General features: G+C 51.1%; 23 protein-coding genes. 4 read left to right on the top strand and 19 right to left on the bottom strand.

Going from position 1 to position 23862, the window contains the following annotated elements; translation table 11 throughout:
* The first annotated feature begins 192 nt into the window (after positions 1-192).
* Positions 193-1944, top strand: coding sequence for a cache domain-containing sensor histidine kinase (locus BN2762_RS21305; protein ID WP_055108871.1), 1752 nt, complete (start codon positions 193-195; stop codon positions 1942-1944).
* Here the strand turns inward: BN2762_RS21305 and BN2762_RS21310 are convergent.
* Positions 1914-3131 carry a response regulator transcription factor gene (locus tag BN2762_RS21310; RefSeq protein WP_055108872.1) on the bottom strand — a complete coding sequence of 406 codons (1218 nt, stop codon included), beginning with the start codon at positions 3129-3131 and terminating at the stop codon, positions 1914-1916. The genes BN2762_RS21305 and BN2762_RS21310 overlap by 31 nt on opposite strands.
* Positions 3132-3438: 307 nt before the next feature.
* Between BN2762_RS21310 and BN2762_RS21315 the strand changes: the two genes are divergently transcribed.
* Positions 3439-4029, top strand: a complete 591-nt coding sequence (locus BN2762_RS21315; RefSeq protein ID WP_148500044.1) for a cupin domain-containing protein — start codon at positions 3439-3441, stop codon at positions 4027-4029.
* A 634-nt stretch (positions 4030-4663) separates the two neighbouring features.
* Here BN2762_RS21315 and BN2762_RS21325 read toward each other — a convergent pair.
* The 9 genes from BN2762_RS21325 to BN2762_RS21365 form a co-directional block, all read right to left on the bottom strand.
* Positions 4664-4864: a hypothetical protein gene (locus BN2762_RS21325; protein ID WP_055108874.1), complete on the bottom strand. Its 201-nt coding sequence runs from the start codon at positions 4862-4864 to the stop codon at positions 4664-4666.
* Positions 4865-4894: 30 nt separating this feature from the next.
* Positions 4895-5464 (bottom strand): manganese catalase family protein, encoded by a 570-nt coding sequence (locus BN2762_RS21330; protein WP_055108875.1) that lies wholly within the window; start codon positions 5462-5464, stop codon positions 4895-4897.
* 54 nt (positions 5465-5518) lie between these two features.
* Positions 5519-5788 (bottom strand): spore coat protein CotJB, encoded by a 270-nt coding sequence (locus tag BN2762_RS21335; RefSeq protein ID WP_074048748.1) that lies wholly within the window; start codon positions 5786-5788, stop codon positions 5519-5521.
* A 4-nt stretch (positions 5789-5792) separates the two neighbouring features.
* The gene (locus BN2762_RS21340; protein ID WP_055108877.1) at positions 5793-6026 is read right to left on the bottom strand and encodes a spore coat associated protein CotJA; all 234 of its coding nucleotides are present in this window, start codon (positions 6024-6026) and stop codon (positions 5793-5795) included.
* 179 nt (positions 6027-6205) lie between these two features.
* A complete protein-coding gene (locus tag BN2762_RS21345) occupies positions 6206-7612 on the bottom strand; it encodes a hemolysin family protein (RefSeq protein WP_055108878.1) in 1407 nt (468 codons plus the stop codon).
* Positions 7613-7630: 18 nt separating this feature from the next.
* The gene (gene yfkAB, locus BN2762_RS21350) at positions 7631-8767 is read right to left on the bottom strand and encodes a radical SAM/CxCxxxxC motif protein YfkAB (protein ID WP_055108879.1); all 1137 of its coding nucleotides are present in this window, start codon (positions 8765-8767) and stop codon (positions 7631-7633) included.
* 109 nt (positions 8768-8876) lie between these two features.
* On the bottom strand, positions 8877-9971 hold the full coding sequence (locus tag BN2762_RS21355; RefSeq protein WP_055108880.1) for an HD-GYP domain-containing protein: 1095 nt from the start codon (positions 9969-9971) through the stop codon (positions 8877-8879).
* A 94-nt stretch (positions 9972-10065) separates the two neighbouring features.
* A complete protein-coding gene (locus BN2762_RS21360; RefSeq protein WP_055108881.1) occupies positions 10066-10896 on the bottom strand; it encodes an undecaprenyl-diphosphate phosphatase in 831 nt (276 codons plus the stop codon).
* A gap of 41 nt (positions 10897-10937) precedes the next feature.
* Positions 10938-12380 carry a bifunctional metallophosphatase/5'-nucleotidase gene (locus BN2762_RS21365; RefSeq protein ID WP_392391602.1) on the bottom strand — a complete coding sequence of 481 codons (1443 nt, stop codon included), beginning with the start codon at positions 12378-12380 and terminating at the stop codon, positions 10938-10940.
* Positions 12381-12527: 147 nt separating this feature from the next.
* Between BN2762_RS21365 and BN2762_RS21370 the strand changes: the two genes are divergently transcribed.
* Positions 12528-13268, top strand: coding sequence for a molybdenum cofactor biosynthesis protein (locus BN2762_RS21370; protein WP_055108883.1), 741 nt, complete (start codon positions 12528-12530; stop codon positions 13266-13268).
* An 87-nt stretch (positions 13269-13355) separates the two neighbouring features.
* Entirely contained in the window at positions 13356-14402 is a 1047-nt protein-coding gene (locus BN2762_RS21375) for an HD-GYP domain-containing protein (RefSeq protein ID WP_055108884.1), read from the top strand.
* 70 nt (positions 14403-14472) lie between these two features.
* On the opposite strand, the gene BN2762_RS21380 is transcribed toward BN2762_RS21375, so the two are convergent.
* The 9 genes from BN2762_RS21380 to BN2762_RS21420 all read right to left on the bottom strand — a co-directional run bounded on the left by BN2762_RS21380 (position 14473) and on the right by BN2762_RS21420 (position 23821).
* The gene (locus BN2762_RS21380) at positions 14473-14913 is read right to left on the bottom strand and encodes a spore coat protein (RefSeq protein WP_055110272.1); all 441 of its coding nucleotides are present in this window, start codon (positions 14911-14913) and stop codon (positions 14473-14475) included.
* A 220-nt stretch (positions 14914-15133) separates the two neighbouring features.
* Positions 15134-16531, bottom strand: coding sequence for a Fe-S cluster assembly protein SufB (gene sufB, locus BN2762_RS21385; RefSeq protein WP_055108885.1), 1398 nt, complete (start codon positions 16529-16531; stop codon positions 15134-15136).
* Between the two features lie 21 nt (positions 16532-16552).
* A complete protein-coding gene (sufU, locus tag BN2762_RS21390) occupies positions 16553-16972 on the bottom strand; it encodes a Fe-S cluster assembly sulfur transfer protein SufU (protein ID WP_055108886.1) in 420 nt (139 codons plus the stop codon).
* The gene (locus BN2762_RS21395; protein ID WP_055108887.1) at positions 16972-18186 is read right to left on the bottom strand and encodes a cysteine desulfurase; all 1215 of its coding nucleotides are present in this window, start codon (positions 18184-18186) and stop codon (positions 16972-16974) included. The genes sufU and BN2762_RS21395 overlap by 1 nt, the downstream gene beginning before the upstream one ends.
* Positions 18183-19484 (bottom strand): Fe-S cluster assembly protein SufD, encoded by a 1302-nt coding sequence (gene sufD, locus BN2762_RS21400; protein WP_055108888.1) that lies wholly within the window; start codon positions 19482-19484, stop codon positions 18183-18185. Before sufD ends, BN2762_RS21395 begins: the two co-directional genes overlap by 4 nt.
* Before the next feature lie 17 nt (positions 19485-19501).
* Positions 19502-20284, bottom strand: coding sequence for a Fe-S cluster assembly ATPase SufC (gene sufC, locus BN2762_RS21405; protein WP_055108889.1), 783 nt, complete (start codon positions 20282-20284; stop codon positions 19502-19504).
* Between the two features lie 378 nt (positions 20285-20662).
* Positions 20663-21922: an MFS transporter gene (locus BN2762_RS21410; protein ID WP_055108890.1), complete on the bottom strand. Its 1260-nt coding sequence runs from the start codon at positions 21920-21922 to the stop codon at positions 20663-20665.
* Between the two features lie 13 nt (positions 21923-21935).
* Positions 21936-23126: an ATP-grasp domain-containing protein gene (locus BN2762_RS21415; RefSeq protein WP_055108891.1), complete on the bottom strand. Its 1191-nt coding sequence runs from the start codon at positions 23124-23126 to the stop codon at positions 21936-21938.
* Between the two features lie 26 nt (positions 23127-23152).
* Positions 23153-23821, bottom strand: a complete 669-nt coding sequence (locus tag BN2762_RS21420) for an RraA family protein (RefSeq protein ID WP_055108892.1) — start codon at positions 23819-23821, stop codon at positions 23153-23155.
* Positions 23822-23862 lie beyond the last annotated feature (41 nt).

Raw genomic sequence — 23862 nt, forward strand, 5'->3', positions numbered from 1 at the left:
CCCCCTTTTCGTGATCCGGTTCATTTACAGGTTATCATTAGGTATGCGCTTACAAAATGATCCGAAACTACACTCTAAGCGGTCATTTCTACACTCGGAAGGAGAAAAACGGCTACCTGCCGAAGTTATCATCCATTCGAAAAACATAACGGGCAAAAGCAAGCAGAGCCAGCCAAAGGAGTGAAACGCCGCATGAAACCCAGCAATCACAGTCTCCGTTTCAAAATAACTCTCCTGTTCCTGTTGACTACCGTCATTCCCGTCCTACTGATTGGACTGGTGATCCCCTTCTACTATCAATCGATGCTGTCCAAGGAAAAACAGACATTGACAGAGGGAACGCTGACTGCCATGTCGCACAATATTGAAACGTATCTAGATGAGTTGGAGCGGCTGACACTCGCTCCATTTCTCCACGACAACATTATGCAGACACTGAAGCTGAAGTTGAATCCGTTGACTGATACCTTAACCGACTATAATAAGCTGCAGGCAGACCGGACGCTGCAGGAAACGCTGCTGATCATGTTCCAGAATACGCGCAGTGATATCCTTGGAACCGTCCTGCTGCCTTTTGACAATTCCGTATATGTTACCGACAAAAAGGGGCCTTCCGTGCACATTCCCGATTTTCCTTTTGCAGAGCAGGACTGGTACAAGCAAGCACTGGCTCGGAACGGCGAGGCCACCTTCATAAGCCCTCACCAGCGAAACTATCTGATCTCTCCTTCAGAGGGAGAGGTCTTCTCCGTTGCCCGCCTGATTAAAGATCCAGATTCGCAAAAACCACTCGCGGTAATCATGGCAGACGCCGATACGGGCATCCTGAGCGAAATTGTTCAGGACATCCATTTCGAGGTCAACTCGGTCATCACCATCTTTGACAGTAATCAGAAGCTGCTGTATTCGAGCAAACCGGTTCCCCGCGATATGGAAGTTCAAATCAGCCGTGATCCCGAATTCGTCGAAAGTGGCGGGGACAAGTATGTACTGGTGAAGAAAACGATCCCCTCCTCAGGGTGGGAGATCGTTCTGTTGATGTCGCATAAAGAAATTCAATCCAAAGTCCGTTGGTTATACATTATGGCCTGTTTGTTTACATTCGGCGGTTTGACCCTGACCTCACTGCTGTACGCTTATCTCTCCCTGTCCGTCGTCAACCCGATTCGCCGAATGATGACGATCATGGGGAGAGTCAGGGACGGCGATATGGACAAGAGGGTCAAACCGAAAGGAAAGGACGAAATCGCCCAACTCGGGTTGGCTCTCGATGAAATGATTACCCGGCTGAACGACACGATTATCCGGGAATACCGGACAGGGCTCGCCAAGAAGGAAGCGGAATATCGCGCTCTTCAGAGCCAAATCCAGCCTCACTTCCTGTATAACACTCTTAATGGACTGGTCGGCCTGAATCGAGAGGGGCGGACCAAAGAACTGGAGAAAGCCATTGTATCCTTGAGCGGCATGCTCCGTTATTCGTTGGAGTTTAGTGATTGGGTAACGTTAAAGGAGGAATTTCAATTTTTATCGAGGTACGGGGAATTGCAGAAGCTGCGTTTTCAGGAACGACTGGATTTATCCATATGGTGCGATCCCGAGCTAGAATCCTTCCGGATTCCTAAGCTGTTGCTGCAACCGCTGATGGAGAACGCCATTGTGCACGGGGTGGAGCCCTGCACCAAGAGCTGCCTTATCCGGATTCGCGCCGAACCGGAAAAACAGCAGGGCCAGGGAAGCAAGATTCGGCTCATCGTCGAGGATAACGGTGTCGGCTTTGCCGCCGATAATCTTCGGAAGCAGACCAGCGTAGGATTTCAAAATGTGCGGGACAGGCTGGAGATGGCCTACCCCGCTGCAACTATGGACGTGTTCTCGATCCAGAACGTCGGAACAAAGATCACGCTTACCATTCACTGCTCCGATACGCTTTCTGTGAATTGACCGTCGCGTAATTCAGAAGGATAACAATTAAAGTACTCCCTGAATAATTTGGTAAAATGACGGGTGGTGTAATAACCGACCTGCTCCGCCACTTCGTAAATTTTGATATGGGGGTTATGTTCAAGAATTTCCTTGGCCCGTTCCATACGTATTTTGGTCAGAAATTTCATGAAGGTGACCCCCTGTCTTCTATGGAACAATGAGCTTAAATAATTCGGAGTCACCTCCAAATCATAGGCGATTTGCCCGATGCCTATATCCTTCATATAATTGTTCTCTACGAAGGCGACAACCTTATCCACGATATGAATAGATTCGTCCTCGTCTTTTTTGTCTCCGAAATCCGAATCTACGTCTCCATTAGTTTCCGCCAAATCTAGCAGTTTTTTGGTTGCCGATTGAAACGACATATCGCTAAAGGTATTTAACGAAACCTTGAAAGAACTGTTATTGTTCGCGATTCTGTCCTGTACAGTATGATTCCAATAATCCTCCAGCATCTTCTTCCCTTTCTCGGCTAGCCGAGGATCCATCCCTATGACTTGGACAAAATACCCGTTTGGTAAAATCAGCATCGACGTCCGATATTCCGGACAAAGGAATCGGAGATCCGCATGCTCGCGAATTTCCTGCTGGTAACGGCATTCTTCCAGCTTTTTTTGCGATTCCGTCAATGTCCCGCTGAACGTGAAGCATCCCAAGGAAAATACCCAATCCTTATATACGGAATATTCGGGGATATCTTCAATTGATCGAGTCATGTATACCAAAGAGGCCAGAATATTCGCGAATTCGGAATTTCCTGCCCGGATTTGAAAAATATATCGCTCCCTCGCCTTCTTCAGGCTTAGTGCCAATTCATCCAAATCGACCGGCTTCAATAAATAATCGAGCGCGTTAAGTCGGAGCGCCTCTCTCGCATATTCGAACTCGGAATAGCCGGATAAAATCAGGAACTGCGTATTCGGGCTGCTTTCCTTGAACCGCTGGACAACCTCCAACCCGCTCATGACCGGCATTTTGATATCGACAAACACAATATCCACGCCGTTAGCGTCCATCATTTCCGCTAATTCTCCGCCGTCCTTCGCTTCCCCCACAATCTCCAAGCCCGAATCCAGTTCGTTCAGCATGCTCCGCAATGTACTGCGGGCCAGCTTCTCATCATCAGCGATAATCGCCCTCATGTCATCACTTCCCTGGTAGTTATGTAACCGCTCCTAATCAGTATAGCAGGCCCCCTTTATTTTCCACAGTCAAAAAAGTACAAATCAAACTGCCGCGAAATCTGTATATAGGGTAAAATGGCTCGGAAATCCAGTAAAATCACTACTTAAAAATATTAGAATCTGCAAAATTAAGCAGGTCTGCAATGAATGACACCCTCTATTACTGTAAGACGGAGTACCTAAATCGGAAAATAGGCATATGATGAATAATAAACCTATGGAGGGCAAATCAATGTGTTATTCACCCGGATCTTATCTAAGCTCCATGTATTCTCATCCTATGTATCCTTGTCCCAAGCATCCACTGCACCCAAATCCTTATGCGCATTATACGCATAATGCGCATACAACCATGCATTACTTTCATCCTGCGCCTAGAAACCATCAGCCGTGTGCTGCACAGCCAGCTATGCGAAATCATTGGAAGGATCGGAATGATCAGGTCATCCGGGACTACGGGCCAAATCCATTTGTAGTCAATATTGAACAGGTTACCGAACAAAATAACACTTATCGAACCGCTTTATGGACAGGTAATCATTTTCAACTGACGGTTATGAGTATTAATGTCGGGGAGGATATCGGTCTAGAAGTTCACCCGGAGACTGACCAATTCATCCGCATCGAGGAGGGCCAAGGAGTTGTCCAAATGGGCGACAGTAAAGATAAGCTGGATTTTGTGAGAAATGTTTATGAAGACTATGCGATCGTAGTTCCTGCCGGCAAGTGGCATAATGTAACGAATACTGGCAATAAGCCGTTAAAAGTATATGTAATTTATGCACCGCCTGAGCATCCACATGGTACAGTTCACAAAACCAAAAAAGATGCTCTGGCTCCCAATCCTAGCTATTAAAAATGATCTGAAACATGTTCATGCTCGTAAGCCTGTTTGGGCAGCATGATCCTGCAAATGTAGGAGGCCAGAGTGGCTTTATAGACTAATAAAGCAGCATTCTTCATTAGAATGCTGCTTTCAGGAGGCAGACGAGATGAACTCCCAAACTCTGTAGAGTTTTTTATGATCTGCCTCTATACTTATTAGAAAAAGGGAATCGGTACTTTTGGAGGTAATCAAATTGGGGATGCTCGGCTTCTTTATCCTACTGCTTTGCTTGATCTTTCAATTGTTGTTCTTACTAAGAAGTAATCATAAACTTCGGGACCTGTTTCTGACTCTTACCGTCCTCTTCACGCTAAACTCTATATTGCTGCTCTATGGCTTTATTCAAACCATACAAGGAGCAACGGACATTTCTTATCTGTACATTTTCAGCCTGACAATGAGCCAGGTCTTCCCCTTCTTCAAGGCATCTCTCGGATTAGCCCTGGTCAGCTTTACCCTATTTTTGTTCAACACCATCAGACAAGAATGATCAGCTTTCAAAAAAAGGGCCTCCGCATTTTGGCGAAGGCCCTTAGGTTTATATTTCTGCTCCTCCCTGATACTCCTGTCTTCAGCGTGTCTATCCGCACAAATGAGGCGCGATTTACTTTACGCCAAGCATGCCGGCAGCGTCAATTTTTTCCTGGGGGGCATTGAAGCAGCGCTTGCATACTTTCAAGGCCTGCCCGGAGCCGATTGTTTTCGTATACAGCAATTTGATGCGCGTGCTTCCGCATACCGGGCAGGTGCCCCGGCCTCTGGAGGGAAGCGCCCACAACGCTTTTCCGCGCTTGGATTTGGACATCGGTTACCACCTTCATCTCAAATTAGGCTGCTAGAAAAACTTCTTCTTATCCCGGTCATCCTTCAGAATCTCTACCGCCTCGCGGAAGCGCAGCGAGTGTACGATCTCCCGCTCCCGCAGGAATTTGAGGCCGTCCTGCAGGTCGACGTCATCGGTCATATCGATGAGCCACTGATATGTAGCCCGGGCCTTCTCCTCTGCCGCAATGTCCTCGTACAGATCGGCGATCGGGTCGCCCTTGGCTTGAATGTAAGCGGCGGTCCACGGTACGCCTGAGGCGTTCTCGTAGAATAATGCCTTGTCATGATTCACGTAATATTCATCCAGCCCAGCCGCCCGAATCTCCTCTACCGTCGCATCCTTGGTCAGCTTATACACCATCGTAGCAATCATCTCCAGGTGGGCGAGTTCTTCGGTACCGATATCGTTGAGCAAGCCAATAACCTTATCGGGAATCGTATACCGCTGATTCAAATATCTCAGGGCTGCAGCCAGCTCCCCGTCCGCCCCCCCGTATTGCTCGATCAGCAGCTTCGCCATTCGAATATCGCACTTTCCTACGCGAACCGGATACTGCAGCTTTTTCTCATAGACCCACATAAGCTTGCATTCCCTCCTTATTCATTTTCAGCAAAAGTGAAGCCAGGCAGGGAGTTACACCTGCCACGGCCACGGCACCTTGGACCATTCCCACGGAAATTTCGAAAAGGAATGCCCGAAGTTCATGAGGGGACCATAGAGCTGCTGAAAATGGTTCGCAAGCTGGCTCCGTTCCTGCGCCAGCTGGTTGTACTGCTGAATGGAAGCCAGATCATCAGGATGCGTATCCAGGAACAGATTCAGTTCAACAAGCACAAAATCGAGGGCCTGCAGCTTTTCGAGCATCTCATAAAATTGCGGATCCAAATCGGCTTTATGTGACATCATCTCACCTTCCTTTTCCCCATTTGGACTCATAGGGACTGTAAAGCGCAGGCCACAGGGTTCCGTGCCTTAAAGCGTCTTCCGGGCAGAACTGGGGAAGATTCAGCGGTTGAAAGTGCATGAACAACTGCGGAGGAGTACTATACGTCTTGCACAAAATCGGCGGACAGGGGTCGAACGGACCGATAAAAGGGGCCCAGGCTTGCTCTTGGGGATGACTCCATGAATGATGATTCAACGAGCGTTCCTCCTTCTGTCATTTTGAGTTTTCCGACTTATGGGGAGCAATGCTCCCTATTCCTCACCATTAACATATGACGTTCGCCCAGAATATGAACCAACAATTGCGCAAAATAACAAAAAAGACAGAAAAAAAACTCCTGCCAAGCGATTCCACGCCCGGACAGGAGCCAGATCTTATACGCCAGGCTCGTACTCTTGCGAAGTTCCCTCCGATTCCTTGCCTGCCGACTCCGTATTCGATTGTTCTGTATCGCCCTGGCCGCTCACCTTCTTGATGTTTACCCGCATGATGCGAAGGGGTTCGGCCTCGGCAACCTCGAAGAGAATGCTCCCGACTTGAACATTTCTGCCAACGGCCGGGGCCCCATCCAGCTCCTTAAACAGCCAGCCGCCGATGGAATCCACTTTATCGTGCTCGATGATGATGCCCATCAAATCATTCACATCCTCGATCAGCATCCGGCCATCGACGGAGAAGGTGCCGTCGCTAAGCTTCTCTACCTCCGGACGATCGACGTCGAACTCGTCATATAAATCGCCGACAATTTCCTCCATAATCCGCTCTGCGGTCAGCAGCCCGGCCGTACCCCCATACTCATCCACGACCACGGTCAACTGGGAATGCTTCTTCTGCATGAGACGAAGCACGTGGCTGACCTCCATCGACTCCGGCACATTCAGGATCGGCCGTACGATTTGGGTCAGATTCCGGGAGCTTCCTCCATCTTGGAGGAACAGATCGGCCAAATGCACGAACCCGATAATCTGATCCTTGTCCTCAACGGCGACCGGATAACGCGAATGCTTCGTCTCCTCCACGATCTTCATGTTCTCCTCCCAGGAGAGGTTAGTGTATAAGCAGTCCATATCGGTTCTCGGCAGCATGACCTCCCTGGCCAGCAAATCGGAGAAATCGAACAGATTGTCCATCAGCTTCATCTCGTCCTGGTCGATGACGCCGCTCTTCGCGCTCTGATCCATCAGAATGCGGATTTCCTCCTCCGAATGGGCGGCTTCGCTCTCGCCGGCCGGCTGGATGCCGATGAGCCGCAGCAAGCCGTTCGCTGCAGAATTCAACAGCCAGATCACCGGCAAGAACAATCTGTAGAAGAACAGCAGGGGAGCGGACAGCCATAAGGATGCTGACTCCGACTTCTGAATTGCGAGCGATTTCGGCGCCAGCTCTCCAATGACGATATGCAAAAAGGTAATGATCGCAAATCCTACCGCTACCGATACCGTGGATATCAGCGTCGCATCCGTCACGCCGATCTTGTACATCAACGGTTTGATCAACAGCTCGGATACAGCCGGCTCCCCGACCCACCCCAGCCCAAGCGAGGCCAACGTAATTCCTAATTGCGTGGCTGATAAATAGGCGTCCAGTTTTTTATTGACTTTGAGCGCGTATGCTGCACGCTTGTTGCCTTCGCTGACAAGCTGGGTGAGCCTGGATTGGCGCACCTTGACCAGCGAAAACTCCGCCGCAACAAAAAAACCATTCAAAAGTACTAAAATGATAACCAGAAACAAATTGAATATCAGCTTGCCAATTTCAAATTCCGTATGTCCGTCGGGCATAGGTATAGCGCCTCTTTTCTAAAGTGTGATTGCTTTGCGGGATTTAAAGTCGATGTCCTGATAATACATGTCGGCAACGAGCAGGTTAGGACCGCAGCAGTTGGCCGCTTCGCAATAACAATTAACTTTCTGGTTGAGAGGATGGTCATTCAGCCATTTCGCAAAAATATCATCCAGCCGCTCCTCATGCACGTTGCCAAAGGAAGGAATGTCAGCAAAGTCCGTTACGAACACTTCCCCTGTAAACATGTTCACATTAACTCTGTTGCGCCCATCCGGGTCGTTGCGGACCGTCACCATCGGCTCCTCGCGGAGCCGCTTCAGCAGGGCGGCATCGGCCTCATTGTCGTTGCAGGCGTAGAACGGCAGCGTTCCGAACAACATCCATATCTCTTTATTACGCTCATCGAGCAGCGAATGAATCGCCTGGCGCATCTCATCCAGCGATAAGACCGGCAGCCCCTTGGCGAAATTGGATGCATACATCGGATGAACCTCATGCCGACGGCAGCCCATTTCCGTAATCAGCTTGTGAATAGCAGGCATCTTATTATGGGTGCGGTAATTAATCATCGACTCCGCCGAAATGTACATTCCCGCCTCGCTCAGCCTGCGCGAATTCTCGATCATCGTGTGGTACAGCTTGTAAGCGACTTCCTTCTTCACAGGATGCCCGCTATTTGCAAAGCCTATCTCATAAAAATCCTGCTCGTTCGTATAATTGAACGAAATATGCATCACATCAAGGTAAGGAATCAGCTTCTCGTACCGCTCATAATCGAGGGTCAGGTTGGAATTGATCTGCGATCGGATTCCCCGCTCTTTCGCATACTTCAGAATCGGCAGAATCTTCTCGTCCACCATCTGCTTGCGGAAGGTCGGCTCGCCGCCGGTAATGCTGATCGTCCGCAGATGCTCCACTTCATCGAGACGGCGAAGCATCAAATCGAGCGGGATTTGCTCCGGCTCCTTCAGCACCAGGCTGTCCCCGACAGCACAGTGCTCGCAGCGCATATTGCATAGATTCGTAACCGTCATTTCCACGCTGGTCAGCACATGCCGGCCGAACTCCCTCAGAGAGACGATCGGATCCCAGGGATCATCCTTGGGATTCACCGGTGCTGTCATAGCGGATGTATGCTTAAGTATTTTCATTATTGGCCCACCTTATTTCTATTATTAACCTAAAAAAGAAAAGAGTGCACTAATGCGGCACGTCTTCCCTTGCAAACCCTATTTCGCCTATAGAATCCACTACATAATGTTAACCAATTTGATTCATTCCGTCCACTTCTGTAATGACGATCGATAATTGCTCAGACAAATCCAGATCATAAGGAGTCTTTAAATCCTCGCCGTAAGGGTCGGTCAGCACGCGAACGACGGGGCGCTGCGGGAAAATGCCGTGGATTTTGGCGATGATGCCCTTTTCCCCCGTACTAAGCTTGACCATCATGCCCAGCGGATAAATAGCGACCCGGTCGCGAAACACCTCAAGCTTGGATTTCTCGTACAGAAGGTCGCACCCGGTATACAGCACCTCCAGCGCCTGATGGGGCAGCATGGCGGAGCGGTATACCCGGTGTGTCGTCATCGCATCATAGGAATCCGTAATCGCGATCCAGCGGGCGAATTCGCTAATTTCCTCCCCTTTGATTCCCCGGGGGTAGCCGCTGCCGTTCAGCCGTTCATGATGCTGATAAGCGCAATGCGCGGAGATGAGGGGGATGCCGGGCTCATCCTTCAGCATTTTGAACCCGATCTCCGGATGCAGCTTGATCTGCTCATACTCCTCATCCGTCAGCTTGTCCGGCTTGGTCAGCAGCTTGAGCGGGAGCTTCGTTTTTCCGATATCATGCAGAAGCGCCCCAAGGCCAAGAAGCTTCAGCTCACTCTTGGAATATCCGTGAACCTGCCCAAGTAGTATCGTATAGATGCATACATTAAGGGAATGCCTGTACAAATACTGATCCATGCTGTTAATGTTCATCATCATGATCATGGCATCCTCCCTGGAGCTAAGGTCGTCCATGATCTCCTCGACGAGTCCGGAGAACGTCTTGCCCAGATAAGGATAGACAAGGCCTTTGACCGCAGGCTCCGTCATTTTCCGAAAATTCGTGCGTATCTCCATCAGCGCCCTGCGCCGCGTACTCTCCTCGATCATATCTACTGGAACAATGTCATCGGTACGCGGATCGGCGACATACACGTAATTCAAGCCATGGCTGCGCAGCCGCCGGATAATGGCTTCCGTCAGCTCGGCATTCTCCGACAGCAGAACGATGCCTTCCTCGTTATATATTTTCTTACCCAGTTTCATTCCAGGCTGTAGCGAATTGATTGGAATTAATCGCATGATAAATCCACTTCCGTCTCTAAGGTTAAGTTAATATGATATGTATTGCGAAAAGCGGCTTTATAATGTGATATGACTGGCTTGTCGCCCCGAGCTATCGCATGATAAATGTCCAAAATAAAGCAGCAAGAATAAAACGATAATAAGCGAAATGCCTCAGCTGAATTCTCTGAATGGATTTTAAAAAGGCCATAACCACGATATAAGCCACGATGAATGATACGATAAAACCGATTGCGAAATATCCCAGGGTGTCTAAGGTAAAATACCGGTAAGAATCCAGCATCTCATAACCCGAAACGGCAATCATGATCGGGATCGCGATCAGAAAGGAGAAATCCGCCGAAGCCTTGTAGCTCGCCCCGCTGAACATTCCGCCGGCGATCGTCGAGCCGGAGCGGGAGAAGCCCGGCCACAGCACGGATATGCATTGATACAACCCGATCCATAGCGCCTGCTTGTGGGTAAGCTGATCGATATCCTTGGCCGTGACCTGGGCCTTGTTCTTGGAATACCATTCTGCCGCGATCATGAATACCCCGCCGGCGAGCAAAGCCCAGAGCACGGTCGATGGGCTGAACAAGCTCTTGATGAAGTCCCTGAAGAAGTAGCCGACCGCCAGGGCCGGAGCGATGCCGAGAATGACATGAACGAGATCGAGGCGGCCCGATGGAGCCGGGTTCCGGAATAGCGGGGTCACCTCTTTTTTCAATCCAAGCAAACGGAGAATCCTTTCCCTGTATACCCATGAAATAGCAAGAATCGCACCAAGCTGAATCACAATCATGAATGTTTTCATCTCGGGAGTCGAATCATCATAGCCTAGCAGCTTGGCCGTCAATATCATGTGGCCTGTTGAAGATACCGGAATGAATTCCGTCAGGCCTTCTACAATCCCCAGGATAATCGCGACAATAGAATTCATGGCTCACTCCCCTTAATGAAGCGGCATCGCCGCTTGTCATCTTAGCTCTCCGTCCGGATCCTCCAGCGGTGATAGAAGCAGCTTTCGACCGCGCCAGCCGTCTGGAGCTCCATCCGCAGCAAATCCCGCAGAAATTCAGGAAGCAGATACTCCTGGCTGCTCCCCTCCTTCAGGCATTCGTAGCCGATGCCGAACGTGAACATATCCAGCGTACCTACCGAATAAACGCCTTCCGGAACGATGGGAACGCCCTGAATGCTCGCCTCGATGATTTTGTGATAAGGCAAGGCATTCGGGTCATATAAAATCTCCATGCCGTCGACGCAGATACCGCCCAGCTGCTTCCCGCGAAAGCCAAACCCGTAGATCGCCTTGTCCGTAATTTCCGCAATCAGGGATTGCTCCAGGCTGTACAATATATGCTTGCCCGGCAAATTCATGCGGCAAGGATTAATCGGCGAGGGGCAGCGCTCATGAAGCATGCCCTCGCTGATCTCTCCGGCAGGCAGTCCGGAGAGCAGCTGGCCGCTGTTTACAATTGAGAGATCGCTCCCTGTAAACCTTCTGACGGCTTGGGCCAGCAGATTGCCGAACGGAGATTCCTGGTCATAGCGGACTGGGAGCTCTTCCTCAATGACCGCTACGGTTCGGGCCATCCGCTCGACCGCCCGGTGCCTGTGAATTTCCAGCGCTTCGGCTACCGAGTAATCCTCCGGCCCGCTCTCGGCAGGCAGGCAGATGCCTGAGACGACCTTGGCCAACCCGGTCAGGGCATCGCGCTCTACCGTGATTTGTCCGAGATGCCTGCCGAATTTCCCCGCTGCTGCAATTGCCGTCTGACCGATTCGGAGCGGCTCCTCCAGCAAATGATGTGTATGGCCGCCAAGAATCAGATCAATCCCAGGAACCTGCTCGGCGAGCTGGCGGTCAAAGGACAGACCTAAGTGCGACATCACTATGACAAGATCGACCTCGCTGCGCAGCTCCTTAACCGACCTTGCTATCTCCTCTAGCGGATCAAGCGCCGTCAAGCCCAGTAGCTTGTAAAATTCAACATAGGCGGCTGTCGCTCCAATCAGACCGACTTTGAAGCCGGCTCTCTCTAGCATGGCATGCCTCTTCATCCATTCGGGCGGCTTACCCGTCCTGGCATCCAGCAAATTTCCGCAGACGATTTCGCAGGCCAGTCCTGCATAGGCTTGATCCAGCTGCTCGGGCGTAAAGGTCAGGCCTTCATTGTTGCCAATCGTTATTGCGTCATATCCCGTCAGGTTAAGAACATCGACATTGGCTTGTCCCATCGTGCCTTCCGTCTCGGGAGCGGCGCGATCCATGTGGTCGCCGATATCCAGCAGCAGCACCGCGCCGTTATGCTGGAGCCTCAGCTCATTCACCATAGAAGCGATCCGTTTCATGGCGCCGAAATGGCTATGCAGATCGTTGGTATACAATATGGTTAGCGTCTTCTGGTTCGTATCCGGCAGCATGATTTATCCCCCCTCGATCTATGCCTGTACAGCCGTCCTAGTAAAAAGATTAGATGTAGAATATTATATACCTCAAAATTGATCATTGTCTCCCTAAATATGATATATTATAGGGGCTTATCAAGTATTACGGGGTGAATGAATATGACGCTAACGATTTCTCTATTCGCAGGATTGGCAGAACACATCGGTGCTTCGCGGATTGAGGTAACCTGTCTCGAAAGCACGGTTACCGCTGCCAGCCTTAAGCAGAAAATCGCCGAATTATATCCGGAGGCCGCAGCGCTGGTTCACTTGTCTTTTCTCGCTGTCAATCAAGAATATGCAGCCGGGGATCTTCTCATTACCGAACAGGACGAAATCGCCCTCATCCCTCCAGTGTCCGGAGGACAAGGGGACATGGAGCCAGACTCGTTCTATTTCGACAATGATATGTACGTCATCACCTCAGAGCCTCTATCGATCGACGAGGTCACCTGTAAGGTCAATACCGCCAACCACGGAGCAACGCTGGTCTTTGTCGGAACGACCCGGGAAATGACCGGAAATCAGCGTACCGTCTATTTGGAATACGAGGCCTATATTCCTATGGCCCTGGCCAAAATGAAGCAAATCGGCACGGAAATCGCAGCGAATTGGCCAGGAACCATGTGCGCCATCAGCCATCGCATCGGGAAGGTCGACATTGCCGAGAGCAGTGTAATCATTGCCGTATCCACGCCTCACCGCGATGACAGCTATGCAGCGAGCCGCTATGCCATTGAAAGACTGAAGCAGATCGTCCCCATCTGGAAGAAGGAAGTCTGGGAGGACGGAACGGAATGGAAGGGTCATGGACAAGGACCTTGGGACCCTTCGGCGCCAGGACAAATATCACATCTATAGCGTCCAAAGACCCAAAATATCATTGCCAATCCAGTTATTCCCTGCTATCATGAAGGAAATACTGCAGATTATGAGGTGTCATCGTTCTTGAAATTACATGTAATCGAAATCAGCCCCGGCGACCGTCTTAAGAATGATATTTTCAATCAATTCGGCGTTTTAATTCTGCATAAGGGAACAGAACTGACCCATGATGCAATCGTCAAACTGATGCAGCACGGAATCGACTACATCGACATTGAACCCCGCACCATCGACATGAACAATCCTTCCAGCAGCACGCACCATGATCCCGTCAAGAAGGTTGTCCCGCTATTCGACGAAGCCGTCGATGGCTATGAACAGATATTCTTGGAAGCGCTATCTAGCGGAACCTTTGATGACTCCAAGGTCGACGAGCTGCTGCAGCCGTTAGTGAATGAGCTGGTCGGCCAGAAGGACGTTGTCTCACTGCTACTGCTCCTGAATAACGGTGATAATTATACATACAATCATTCCATGCAGGTCGGAATGCTCTCTTATTATATCGCAACTTGGCTGGGTTATCCTAAAGAGGAAGCCTATGAAGCCGGAAAAGCCGGTTATTTAATCGATATTGGCAAATGCATGATCTCCCAGGACATCCTCGGCAAGCCAGGCAAGCTGACGCCGGAGGAATTCGAACAGGTCAAGCGCCATACCCTCTACGGGTACGATATCATTCTGAATTCTACGGGAGACGAGATTTCCGCACTGGTCGCCCTGCAGCATCACGAACGGGAAGATGGCAGCGGGTACCCGAAGGGCCTGCACAAAGACGAAATCCATCCGTATGCCAAAATAGCCGCTGTAGCAGACGTCTACACGGCCATGACCTCTAACCGCGTCTACCAGTCCAAGCAGGAGCTCCTCACGGTTCTCCGGGAGCTCAACTCCCTAAGCTTCGGCCAGCTGAGTCCGGAGCCGACCCAAGCGCTGATCAATCATCTCCTCCCGAACTTTATCGGCAAGAAGGTGCTGCTCAATTCCGGCGAGGTGGGGTCGATCATCATGACTAATCAGACGGATTTCTTCCGTCCGCTCGTTCAAACCGATTCCAGATTCGTAGACTTATCCAAAGAACGGAATTTGTCGATTACCGAGGTTTATATTTAGTACTCCTGCTCACTGCTCTATATGGACTCTAACCTTCCGCATGGCCATGCGGAAGGTTTTTTAGATCCGATTATAAAGCGAGCGCCTTATTAGCATTAGCGACGTCGTTGGCCAGAAGCTTAGGAAGGTCATAGGAAGGGTAGTACCCGTTCTCCAGCATGAAATAGAAGACTTTCGCATGAAGCTGGATCGCCGCATTCAACTGCTTCTGCAAGGTCTCCCTTAATTGAGGAGTAGAGGTCTCCGTAATGGCAATCGCATAAGTACGTACTGCCGTCTTCGCGAACCCGAGCAGCTGCCCCGCATAAAAAGCCGTCAAATCTATGCCAGTGTTCTGACTTCTCGTTCCTTGCGGCGCCTTCGGAAAGTACTGCAGAAGCTCCTTCAGGTTATTCTCAATGCTCTTGATCGCCTCTAAATACAGGGCTCTCAGCTTCGGATTGGCGATATCATCCACGACCATCTTGAAATGTACCAGCTGATTGCTCTGATATGCCGTTAGCTCATGCATTTCCAAAGTCTCATGCCATGCTAAATGGGGGTGATGCTTTTGCTGATGTTTAAACAATTCATATCCCTCCTAAACGGTATGCGATAGCCTATTCAGCTAAAGCCTAGGAAGTTACAGCAAGCAGGCATGAAAATATGTTCGCTGACAAAAAAACTTCGCGGCCCTCAGGACCGCGAAGTTTATATTGTCGAATTCAATATTGCAGGGTGCAGCCGTGCAATTACCCGATGCTGCCTTCCATCTCGAATTTAATGAGACGATTCATCTCCACCGCATATTCCATCGGCAGTTCTTTCGTGAACGGCTCGATGAAGCCCATAACGATCATTTGCGTCGCTTCATCCTCGGTCAGACCGCGGCTCATCAGATAGAACAGCTGATCCTCGGACACCTTCGATACTGTGGCCTCATGCTCCAGAACGATGTTATCGTTCATAATTTCGTTATAAGGAATCGTATCGGAGGTAGACTCGTTGTCCAGAATGAGCGTATCGCATTTGACGTTCGATTTCGCGCCTTCAGCCTGACGGCCAAAGGAAGCCAGACCGCGATAGGTTACTTTACCGCCGTGCTTACTGATCGATTTAGACACGATCGTAGACGTTGTATCCGGAGCCAGATGGATCATCTTCGCTCCAGAGTCCTGATGCTGGTTCTTGCCGGCTACAGCGATGGACAGCACGCTGCCCTTCGCGCCGCGGCCTTTCAGTACAACAGCAGGATACTTCATCGTCAGCTTGGAGCCGATGTTGCCGTCAACCCACTCCATATTCGCATTCTCTTCAGCTACAGCACGCTTAGTTACCAGGTTGTAGATGTTTGGTGCCCAGTTCTGAATCGTCGTGTAACGAACGCGTGCATTCTTCTTACAGATGATTTCAACAACCGCGCTGTGCAGGGAGTTCGTGCTGTATACCGGAGCGGTACAGCCCTCTACATAATGTACGAAGCTGTCTTCATCCGCAATGATCAGCGTTCTTTCAAACTGTCCCATATTTTCCGAGTTAATGCGGAAGTAGGCCTGCAGAGGAATTTCGCATTTTACGCCCTTCGGAACGTAAATGAAGCTTCCTCCTGACCACACCGCACTGTTCAGTGCAGCAAATTTGTTGTCTGTCGGCGGAACGATCGTGCCGAAGTATTCGCGGAAAATCTCCGGATGCTCGCGCAGCGCCGTATCCGTATCGCTAAAGATTACGCCCTGCTCTTCCAGTTCCTTCTGCATGCTGTGGTAGACAACCTCAGATTCGTACTGGGCGGATACACCCGCCAGGAACTTCTGTTCCGCTTCCGGAATACCGAGCTTATCGAAGGTTTCTTTGATTTCTGCGGGAACCTCTTCCCATGTCTTACCTTGTTTCTCCGACGGTCTTACGTAGTACTGGATATCGTCGAAATCAAGCTCATCCAAGTCGCCGCCCCAACGCGGCATCGGCATTTTCTCGAACTGCTCAAGCGATTTCAGGCGGAAATCAAGCATCCACTGCGGTTCATTCTTAATTTTCGAAATTTCCTCAACGATTTCACGAGTCAAGCCTTTGCCTGACTGGAAAATAGATTTATGCTCGTCGCGGAAACCATATTTGTATTCCCCTATATCTGGAGCCTTCTTAGCCATGGTGGATTACCTCCTTGTAATTTATGACTCTTGAATCCCTTTCTTCAATGCGTTCCAAGCCAGTGTCGCGCATTTAATCCGGGCAGGGAATTTATTGACACCGGATAGAGCTTCGATATCTTCCAGTTCGTCAAATTGGACGTCCTCGCCCTTCATCAGCGAAGAGAAACGGTCGGCCAGCTGGAGGGCATGCTCGAAGGTAAGGCCTTTAACGGCCTCCGTCATCATCGATGCCGATGACATGCTGATCGAGCAGCCTTCCCCTGTAAACCGCGCATCCTTCACGATCCCGTCCTCGACGATAAGCTGAAGAGATATGCGGTCCCCGCAGGTCGGATTGTTCAGATCCACGGTCAAGACGTCATTGTCAAACTTCCCGCGGTTGCGCGGGTTTTTATAATGATCCATAATAACGCGCCGATATAAGTCGTCAAGTTGCATTACTTGAAATACTCCTTTGCTTGGATTAAAGCGTCGGCCAAACGGTCGATGTCTTCTTCCGTATTGTACAAGTAGAAGCTAGCTCTCGCCGTCGCACTCGCTTCAAGCCAGCGCATGAGCGGTTGGCAGCAATGGTGTCCAGCCCGGATCGCGATGCCTGATGCATCAAGCACCGTGGCCACATCATGCGGGTGAACATCGTCGAGATTGAACGTAATCAATCCGACCTCCCTTTCCCGGGGTCCATAGATCGATATTCCTTCGATTTCCGACAAGCGCTCAATCGAGTAGGCTGCAAGCTTCGTTTCATGGCGATGGATTTCATCCATGCCGATCTCCTCGAGAAAATCGATTGCCGCCGCCAGTCCTACCGCACCGGCAATAATCGGCGTACCGCCCTCGAATTTATAAGGAAGCTCCTTCCATGTCGATTCGTACATTCCTACGTCATCGATCATTTCTCCGCCGAATTCGATCGGTTCCATGGCCTCAAGCAGACGCTTCTTACCATATAGTACCCCAATACCGGTCGGAGCGCACATTTTATGTCCCGAGAAAGCGTAGAAATCGCAGTCCAGATCCTGAACATCCACCTTCATATGCGGCGTGCTCTGGGCCCCGTCAACAACCATGACCGCACCGTGGCGGTGGGCAATTTCGGCGATTTGCTTCACGGGATTGACCACGCCGAGTACGTTCGATACATAAGCCATAGCTACGATCTTCGTCTTGGAGGTGACGGTGTTCTCTACGTCTGCCAGCTTGACGCTGCCGTCAGGCTGAAGCGGAATATATTTCAAGGCAGCTCCGGTCTTCAAAGCCAGCTGCTGCCAGGGGATGAGATTGCTGTGATGCTCCATCGGCGTTATGACGATTTCATCGCCCTCGCCGAGAACGGAAGGTCCGTAGGACGAAGCGACGAGGTTAATAGCCGTCGTCGTCCCCCGGGTAAAGATAATTTCCTCCGTATGCTTCGCCCCGATAAAGCGGGCCACCCTCTCACGAGCCGATTCATAGTCATCCGTAGCACGGCTGCCCAGCGTATGGACGCCGCGATGCACGTTGGCATTATCCCATTCGTAATAATGCTTCAGCGCATCGAGCACCTTGCGCGGCTTCTGGGAGCTTGCAGCACTATCAAGATAGACGAGCGGATGCCCGTTGATCTCTTGATTCAGAATGGGGAACTGCTCCTTGATCAGCGCCGGGTTCATTGTCCTAGCTTCCTTTCAACCAATGTCTGCAATTGCTGCTGCAGCTGCTCCAGCGGAATATCCGCCACGACAGGAGCCAGGAAGCCGTAAATGATGAGGCGCTCCGCTTCCTCTTTGCTGATGCCGCGGGACATCAAATAGTAGATTTGCTCCGGGTTAACCTGGCCTACGGAAGCCGCATGACCTGCCGTAACATCATCCTCATCGATCAAAAGGATAGGGTTCGCGTCTCCGCGAGCCTTTGGACTTAGCATCAGCACCTTCTCGGTTTGCTCGCCGTTCGCCTTCGTAGCGCCATGCTCAATTTTGGTAACGCCGTTGATAATCGCCGTGGCCTGCTCGCGCATCACCGCCCGGGTAATCATCTGGCTGTCCGAGCTCTTTCCGAAATGAACGGCTTTTGTCGTATAGTTCAATTTCTGGGAGCCGGAGCCGATCGCGATCACCTTGGCATCGGACGACGATCCATTGCCCTTCAGCACGGACAGCGTCTCGCTCATCGTATCGCCAGAGCTCATTTCGCCGACGATCCACTCTATGCGTCCATCGTTCTCAATGACGGAGCGGCGGTAAGTCAAATCCGTTGTCTTCTCGCTCAGGTTATGAACAGTCGCGAATTGAACCATCGCCCCCGCTTGAACGAATACCTCGGCCACGCCATTATGCACGATAGGCTCAGCGAGATCGCCGGAGATATAGTTATCCACATAGGTTACACGGCTGTTCGCCTCGGCAACGATCAGGACGTGCGGAGCGAATACAGCCTTGCTGTCGTCCACAAGGAAAATGCTTTGCAGCGGAACGTCAATCTCTACGTTCTTCGGAACATAGAGGAAGACTCCCCCGCTCCACATGGCGGAATGAAGCGCCGTAAGCAGGTTCTCATCACTCTTTACAGACTGATGCAGATATTTCTGCACGAGATCGCCGTGCTCGCGGGCTGCCGTCTCTAGATCTGTGAATATAACGCCCTTGGCAGCGAGCTCTGCAGACAGCTTCGTAAAGACGGCTGTCGAGTTCCGCTGAACGATCAGGCTGCTCTGCTCGTTCAGCTCGACCAGGCCGGATACGCTCTCGGGGATTTCCTGCATAGCGTCGGCCTGCCCTTGACGCGGCGTTCCATAGTTCTGCAAATTCCAACGGTCAATTCTAGTCTTCTCCAGCTTCGGCAGCTCGAGGCCTGCCGCAAGCTTCAATGCGCTTATGCGGCTTTCTGTCAACCAAGCCGGTTCTCCGTTGCTCACGGAAGCGGTCTTTAGTACATCCGGTTCTACCGGTAGAACGGTTTGTGTAGTCATCTTAGCTCCTCCTTCCGTTAAACTTGCTCTCCCACTGTCTCGTCTACGATTCCGAGCTCTTCTTTAACCCAATCGTATCCATCCTTCTCAAGGCGCTCAGCCAGCTCAGGACCGCCGGATTTCACGATGCGGCCTTGCATCATCACATGGACGAAGTCAGGCTTGATGTAGTCAAGAAGCCGTTGATAGTGAGTAATGATCAGGAACCCGCGATCCTCGCTGCGCATGGAGTTTACACCCTCTGCTACGATGCGCAAAGCGTCGATGTCAAGACCGGAGTCAACCTCGTCAAGAATAACGATTTTCGGATCAAGCATCATCATTTGCAAAATTTCGTTCCGCTTCTTCTCCCCGCCGGAGAAGCCTTCGTTCAGGTAACGGTGCGCAAATTCAGGATTCATTTCCAGCTCCTTCATTTTGCTCTCCATTTGGCGGATAAATTTGATAAGGGATACCTCATTGCCTTCCCCGCGGCGTGCATTGATCGCACTGCGAAGGAAGTCGGAATTTGTCACACCAGCAATTTCACTTGGATACTGCATAGCCAGGAACATGCCTGCGCGTGCGCGCTCATCTACTTCCATTTCCAGCAGGTCTTCTCCGTCAAGAAGCACCTTGCCGTCGGTAACTTCATATTTGGGATGTCCCATCAGCGCGGAAGCGAGCGTGCTTTTGCCCGTTCCGTTCGGTCCCATAATGGCATGAACTTCTCCACCTTTTATTTCAATATCGATTCCCTTGAGAATCTCCTTGTCCTCGATTGTCGCTTTAAGTCCTTCAATAACGAAATGTGTCGCCATGTTTTACTGCTCCCTCCATTAAGTCGTTATAATCCTTACGTATATTATTAAAGGGACGCCTCCCTTTGCTTCCTGCATTATAGCACAATAATTCTCACTTTAGAATTATTCTAAGTGATTATCACTGATTCTCACTTTATTCTAACCTACTTCCAATGCTTAAGCAACGTACCATAGCTGGATAGACAGCAATTCGCAGCACAGGTCTCAGCTTCCTAAATTCAACAAAACAATTCAAATTAGCTTCGATTCTAACATAGTGACCCGTTTTGTACCATAACATTCCCCAAAATGAAGACATCAAAAACCTCTTACCGGGACGCTTCATTCTGGCGCGCTCAATAAGAGGTTCGTTTCATCCGTCTATTTTAAAATTTATTACAGGCCCGCGCTTTTCGGCTCATCTTCCGAAGGTGAACGGCTGTGCACTATAGAGTGATCCTCATTCCTGAAACCAGGCCACGACAGCAGAGCGGCAACGGCGCCGATTCCCGCAACGGCAAGATAAATCACCGGATAGCTTAGTAAGCTGGCTGATATGCCGATGAAGAGGCCGGCCAATAAAATCATAAGGGAGTTCATCATGTTGACAACGCTTTGGATCCGGCCACCGAATGCATCCTCTGTCTCCTCCATGATTTTGGAGTTGAGCCAGCTGCGCGACATGACCACAAAGAAGCCTACTGCAAATATAGCCGAAGCCGAGGCAGATATATGATAGGTAAAACCGAACCAACCCTGCGCAAGGGACAGCAGCAGCAGAGCACCAAAAATCGTTTTGCGTCCTGTGCCGGGCTTTTTTGCCGTTACGAGCAGCACTCCCGCCAGCATCGCTCCCGCTGAATACATCACGCTGACCAGGCTGAAGCTGTCTGCGCCCAGCCGAAGAATATCTTTGACATATGCCCCGACAAGAATGTTATTAACCTGCACCACCAGCGAAGGAAACAGAATGAATAATATCGCCGCCAGCAGCGCTTTGCGCTCCCGGATATACCTGACCGTCTGCGAAAGCTGTCCCCGGCTTAAACCCTCCACGGAAGCAGGCCGGGCAGCAGCCTCCCGCCGCTTCATATAAATAACTAATACGGCGGACAGCAAAAAAGCGCCTGCCCCAATTGCAAGCGTATTGGCGGCATTCACAAGAGCAACCAGGATGCCTCCCAGCCCGATGCCGATGATATTTCCCGCTTGGGACGTTATTTCATGAAGGGAGTTGGCTTTCATCAGATGGGAGGTTTCGACAAGCTCCTGCATATACGCCCGGGCCGCAGGCACAAAAAACGTGTTCCCGACCGACAGGAACAATGTAATGATATAAACGGAGGCATACCCTGCAGCATTTTGCCCGATCAAATAGGATATGATAAGCATCGGCACCGCCTGCAGCAGATTCATATAGAAGCAAATCCTCCGCCGGTCGTAACGATCTGCCCACGCCCCGGCCACCCCCACAAGAAGGACGCCGGGCAGCGCCCGAATGCAGAGCATAATTCCCACGGACAGAGCCCCTCCCGTCCGTTCAAGAAGAAGCCAGGGGATAGCAATTCCTTGAATTCCTATCCCCATGAAGAACATCGTATTCACCATGAAATAAACGACCAGAGACGGAGAGAACAGCCTCTTATACTGACTCATGCGCGCTCCCCCTTCATGCTTCAACCCGGATTTGCCCCCGGAACCATTGATCCAATTCCTTGATGCGCGCTTCAACCTCCTGCTCGTCAGCGCCTTCTACGACAAAGCTCGCCATATGATCGACGCTTGAAACGGCTCCTGTCATACGCTCGCCCTCCCGCAAAGCCGGCACATAGCTGACTACCCATTCAAAAGGCGCAGCTGCCGGGATCGAACGCAGGATCCCTTCACCCGGGGGAACGATAAGCCAGCCTGCCGTCCGCCCGCGATGATCGCGGAGATTACCCAGCTCGGCGCGCAGGCCGCATTGAAGCCGGATCCACTCGCGGTTCAAATGAATTCCGAAGGCTGCCTCATTAGCGTCGACCACACGGGCGCCGCCCGTACGGCTAGCAATCTCGCACAGCAGAAGGCGATTGTCCTTCGTGAGGAAATACTCGGCATGAAATGCGATCACCGGAGCAGCCGGCAGGGCACGCAGTGTACGCTCGGCTTCGCTCTGCAGCCTTGATATGAGAGCCGTGTCCGAGTTCAATATGGCGCTCCCCAGGCTCGTCCCGGAATGAAACGACAGACATCCGTTCACATAACGGGAAACGCTGGCAAACAGCAGTTCCCCCCGGTGCATTAATCCATCGACATGGTACATTTCGCCTTCCACAAACGATTCGATCATCATCCCTTGAGGCATGCCGCTCTCCAGAAATGACCGCATTTCATCGCTGCTCCGCAGCACGGCAGTATGCCGCGAGCCGCCCCCGTCAACCGGCTTGATCACGACCGGATAGCCTTGTTCCCGGACAAATGCGGCAATATCGGCAGGGGTCGCGATTTCCTTGAAATGGGCGACCTCGATGCCTGCCTCCCTGGCCCGCTCCTTCATGATCGTTTTATTGCGGTAAGCGAGCGCGCTTTTCGCATTTTGTCCGGGCAGGCGGAAGTATTCGCGCAATTTCGCGGCTCGGAGAAGATCATACTCCGAGTGGCACACAACCGCCTTCACAGGATGCCGTTCGCTCAGTCCGATCAGCTCCCATTCCATGAGCGCATCCCGGTCTAGAGCCTCTCTTTTGAATACGAAGTCATAGCCGTCCTCTTCAGGAATATCCACCTGCGTAAACAGCGTCAGCTTTTCGGTGATTTCAGGGACCCAGCTTTTATATGGAAACGATTTGCTCCGATTCAAAAATACGATTTGCCCCATGCCGCACCCCCACTCCCGACCTTGGATTATGCGTTGACACGCAGCGCGTACTGGTTATAGCGGTGCTTGATCCTGGCTTCCTTCATCGGCATGCCGTTCCGCAGATCGAGCAGAATCCGCTCCTCCATCTCTTCAATTTCCCGGACCCGGCGATATACCTGGTCTGCCATTTCCTGGGGAATAACGATCACCCCCGAGTCATCCGCAGCTACGATATCGCCGGGACGGACGACGGTGCCGCGAATCGTTACCGGCTCCTGCCGGGCTGCAAGCTTGACCCGGTTTTTGCCTGATTTCATATAACTGCCCAGGGAAAATAACGGATAACCCGTTTGCAGAATCGCTGTCGCGTCTCGGCAGCAGCCATCGATCACCGTTCCCTTCAGACCTTTGATGATGGCGGTATGCGTCAGCAAATCCCCCCATACGGTACAATACTGCCTGCCGCCGTTGGCGATAACGACGACGCATCCCTCCGGCACCTCGTCAATAAACTCGCCCGCTTGGGCTGCCTCTCCTTCCGGGACCGGCTCATACTGCAGCGTATAAGCCGGGCCCGCAAGAGCCATGCCCGGACCGAGAGGCTTCAAGCCCTCCAGCCCTCCGTTGATGCCGAAGGTGTCAAGAGCATCCGATATGCAGGCTGTGGATATTCCTTTGAAGGCTTCCGGTCCCGGATCATGGGATTCTATCATCAACAATCCCTCCTCTAATCTAATGATCTGCCAAAGGCAAG

The organism is Paenibacillus ihumii (genome assembly GCF_001403875.1).
In the GTDB taxonomy this organism is placed as follows: Bacteria; Bacillota; Bacilli; order Paenibacillales; family Paenibacillaceae; genus Fontibacillus; species Fontibacillus ihumii.

What these genes read in the sequence shown, in the direction of transcription:
- BN2762_RS21305 (WP_055108871.1), top strand. Translation starts at nt 193, where the DNA reads ATGAAACCCAGCAATCACAGTCTCCGTTTCAAAATAACTCTCCTGTTC.
- BN2762_RS21310 (WP_055108872.1), bottom strand. Translation starts at nt 3,131, where the DNA reads ATGAGGGCGATTATCGCTGATGATGAGAAGCTGGCCCGCAGTACATTG.
- BN2762_RS21315 (WP_148500044.1), top strand. Translation starts at nt 3,439, where the DNA reads ATGTATTCTCATCCTATGTATCCTTGTCCCAAGCATCCACTGCACCCA.
- BN2762_RS21325 (WP_055108874.1), bottom strand. Translation starts at nt 4,864, where the DNA reads ATGTCCAAATCCAAGCGCGGAAAAGCGTTGTGGGCGCTTCCCTCCAGA.
- BN2762_RS21330 (WP_055108875.1), bottom strand. Translation starts at nt 5,464, where the DNA reads ATGTGGGTCTATGAGAAAAAGCTGCAGTATCCGGTTCGCGTAGGAAAG.
- BN2762_RS21335 (WP_074048748.1), bottom strand. Translation starts at nt 5,788, where the DNA reads ATGTCACATAAAGCCGATTTGGATCCGCAATTTTATGAGATGCTCGAA.
- BN2762_RS21345 (WP_055108878.1), bottom strand. Translation starts at nt 7,612, where the DNA reads ATGCCCGACGGACATACGGAATTTGAAATTGGCAAGCTGATATTCAAT.
- yfkAB (WP_055108879.1), bottom strand. Translation starts at nt 8,767, where the DNA reads ATGAAAATACTTAAGCATACATCCGCTATGACAGCACCGGTGAATCCC.
- BN2762_RS21355 (WP_055108880.1), bottom strand. Translation starts at nt 9,971, where the DNA reads ATGCGATTAATTCCAATCAATTCGCTACAGCCTGGAATGAAACTGGGT.
- BN2762_RS21360 (WP_055108881.1), bottom strand. Translation starts at nt 10,896, where the DNA reads ATGAATTCTATTGTCGCGATTATCCTGGGGATTGTAGAAGGCCTGACG.
- BN2762_RS21370 (WP_055108883.1), top strand. Translation starts at nt 12,528, where the DNA reads ATGACGCTAACGATTTCTCTATTCGCAGGATTGGCAGAACACATCGGT.
- BN2762_RS21380 (WP_055110272.1), bottom strand. Translation starts at nt 14,913, where the DNA reads ATGCATGAGCTAACGGCATATCAGAGCAATCAGCTGGTACATTTCAAG.
- sufB (WP_055108885.1), bottom strand. Translation starts at nt 16,531, where the DNA reads ATGGCTAAGAAGGCTCCAGATATAGGGGAATACAAATATGGTTTCCGC.
- sufU (WP_055108886.1), bottom strand. Translation starts at nt 16,972, where the DNA reads ATGCAACTTGACGACTTATATCGGCGCGTTATTATGGATCATTATAAA.
- BN2762_RS21395 (WP_055108887.1), bottom strand. Translation starts at nt 18,186, where the DNA reads ATGAACCCGGCGCTGATCAAGGAGCAGTTCCCCATTCTGAATCAAGAG.
- sufD (WP_055108888.1), bottom strand. Translation starts at nt 19,484, where the DNA reads ATGACTACACAAACCGTTCTACCGGTAGAACCGGATGTACTAAAGACC.
- sufC (WP_055108889.1), bottom strand. Translation starts at nt 20,284, where the DNA reads ATGGCGACACATTTCGTTATTGAAGGACTTAAAGCGACAATCGAGGAC.
- BN2762_RS21410 (WP_055108890.1), bottom strand. Translation starts at nt 21,922, where the DNA reads ATGAGTCAGTATAAGAGGCTGTTCTCTCCGTCTCTGGTCGTTTATTTC.
- BN2762_RS21415 (WP_055108891.1), bottom strand. Translation starts at nt 23,126, where the DNA reads ATGGGGCAAATCGTATTTTTGAATCGGAGCAAATCGTTTCCATATAAA.
- BN2762_RS21420 (WP_055108892.1), bottom strand. Translation starts at nt 23,821, where the DNA reads ATGATAGAATCCCATGATCCGGGACCGGAAGCCTTCAAAGGAATATCC.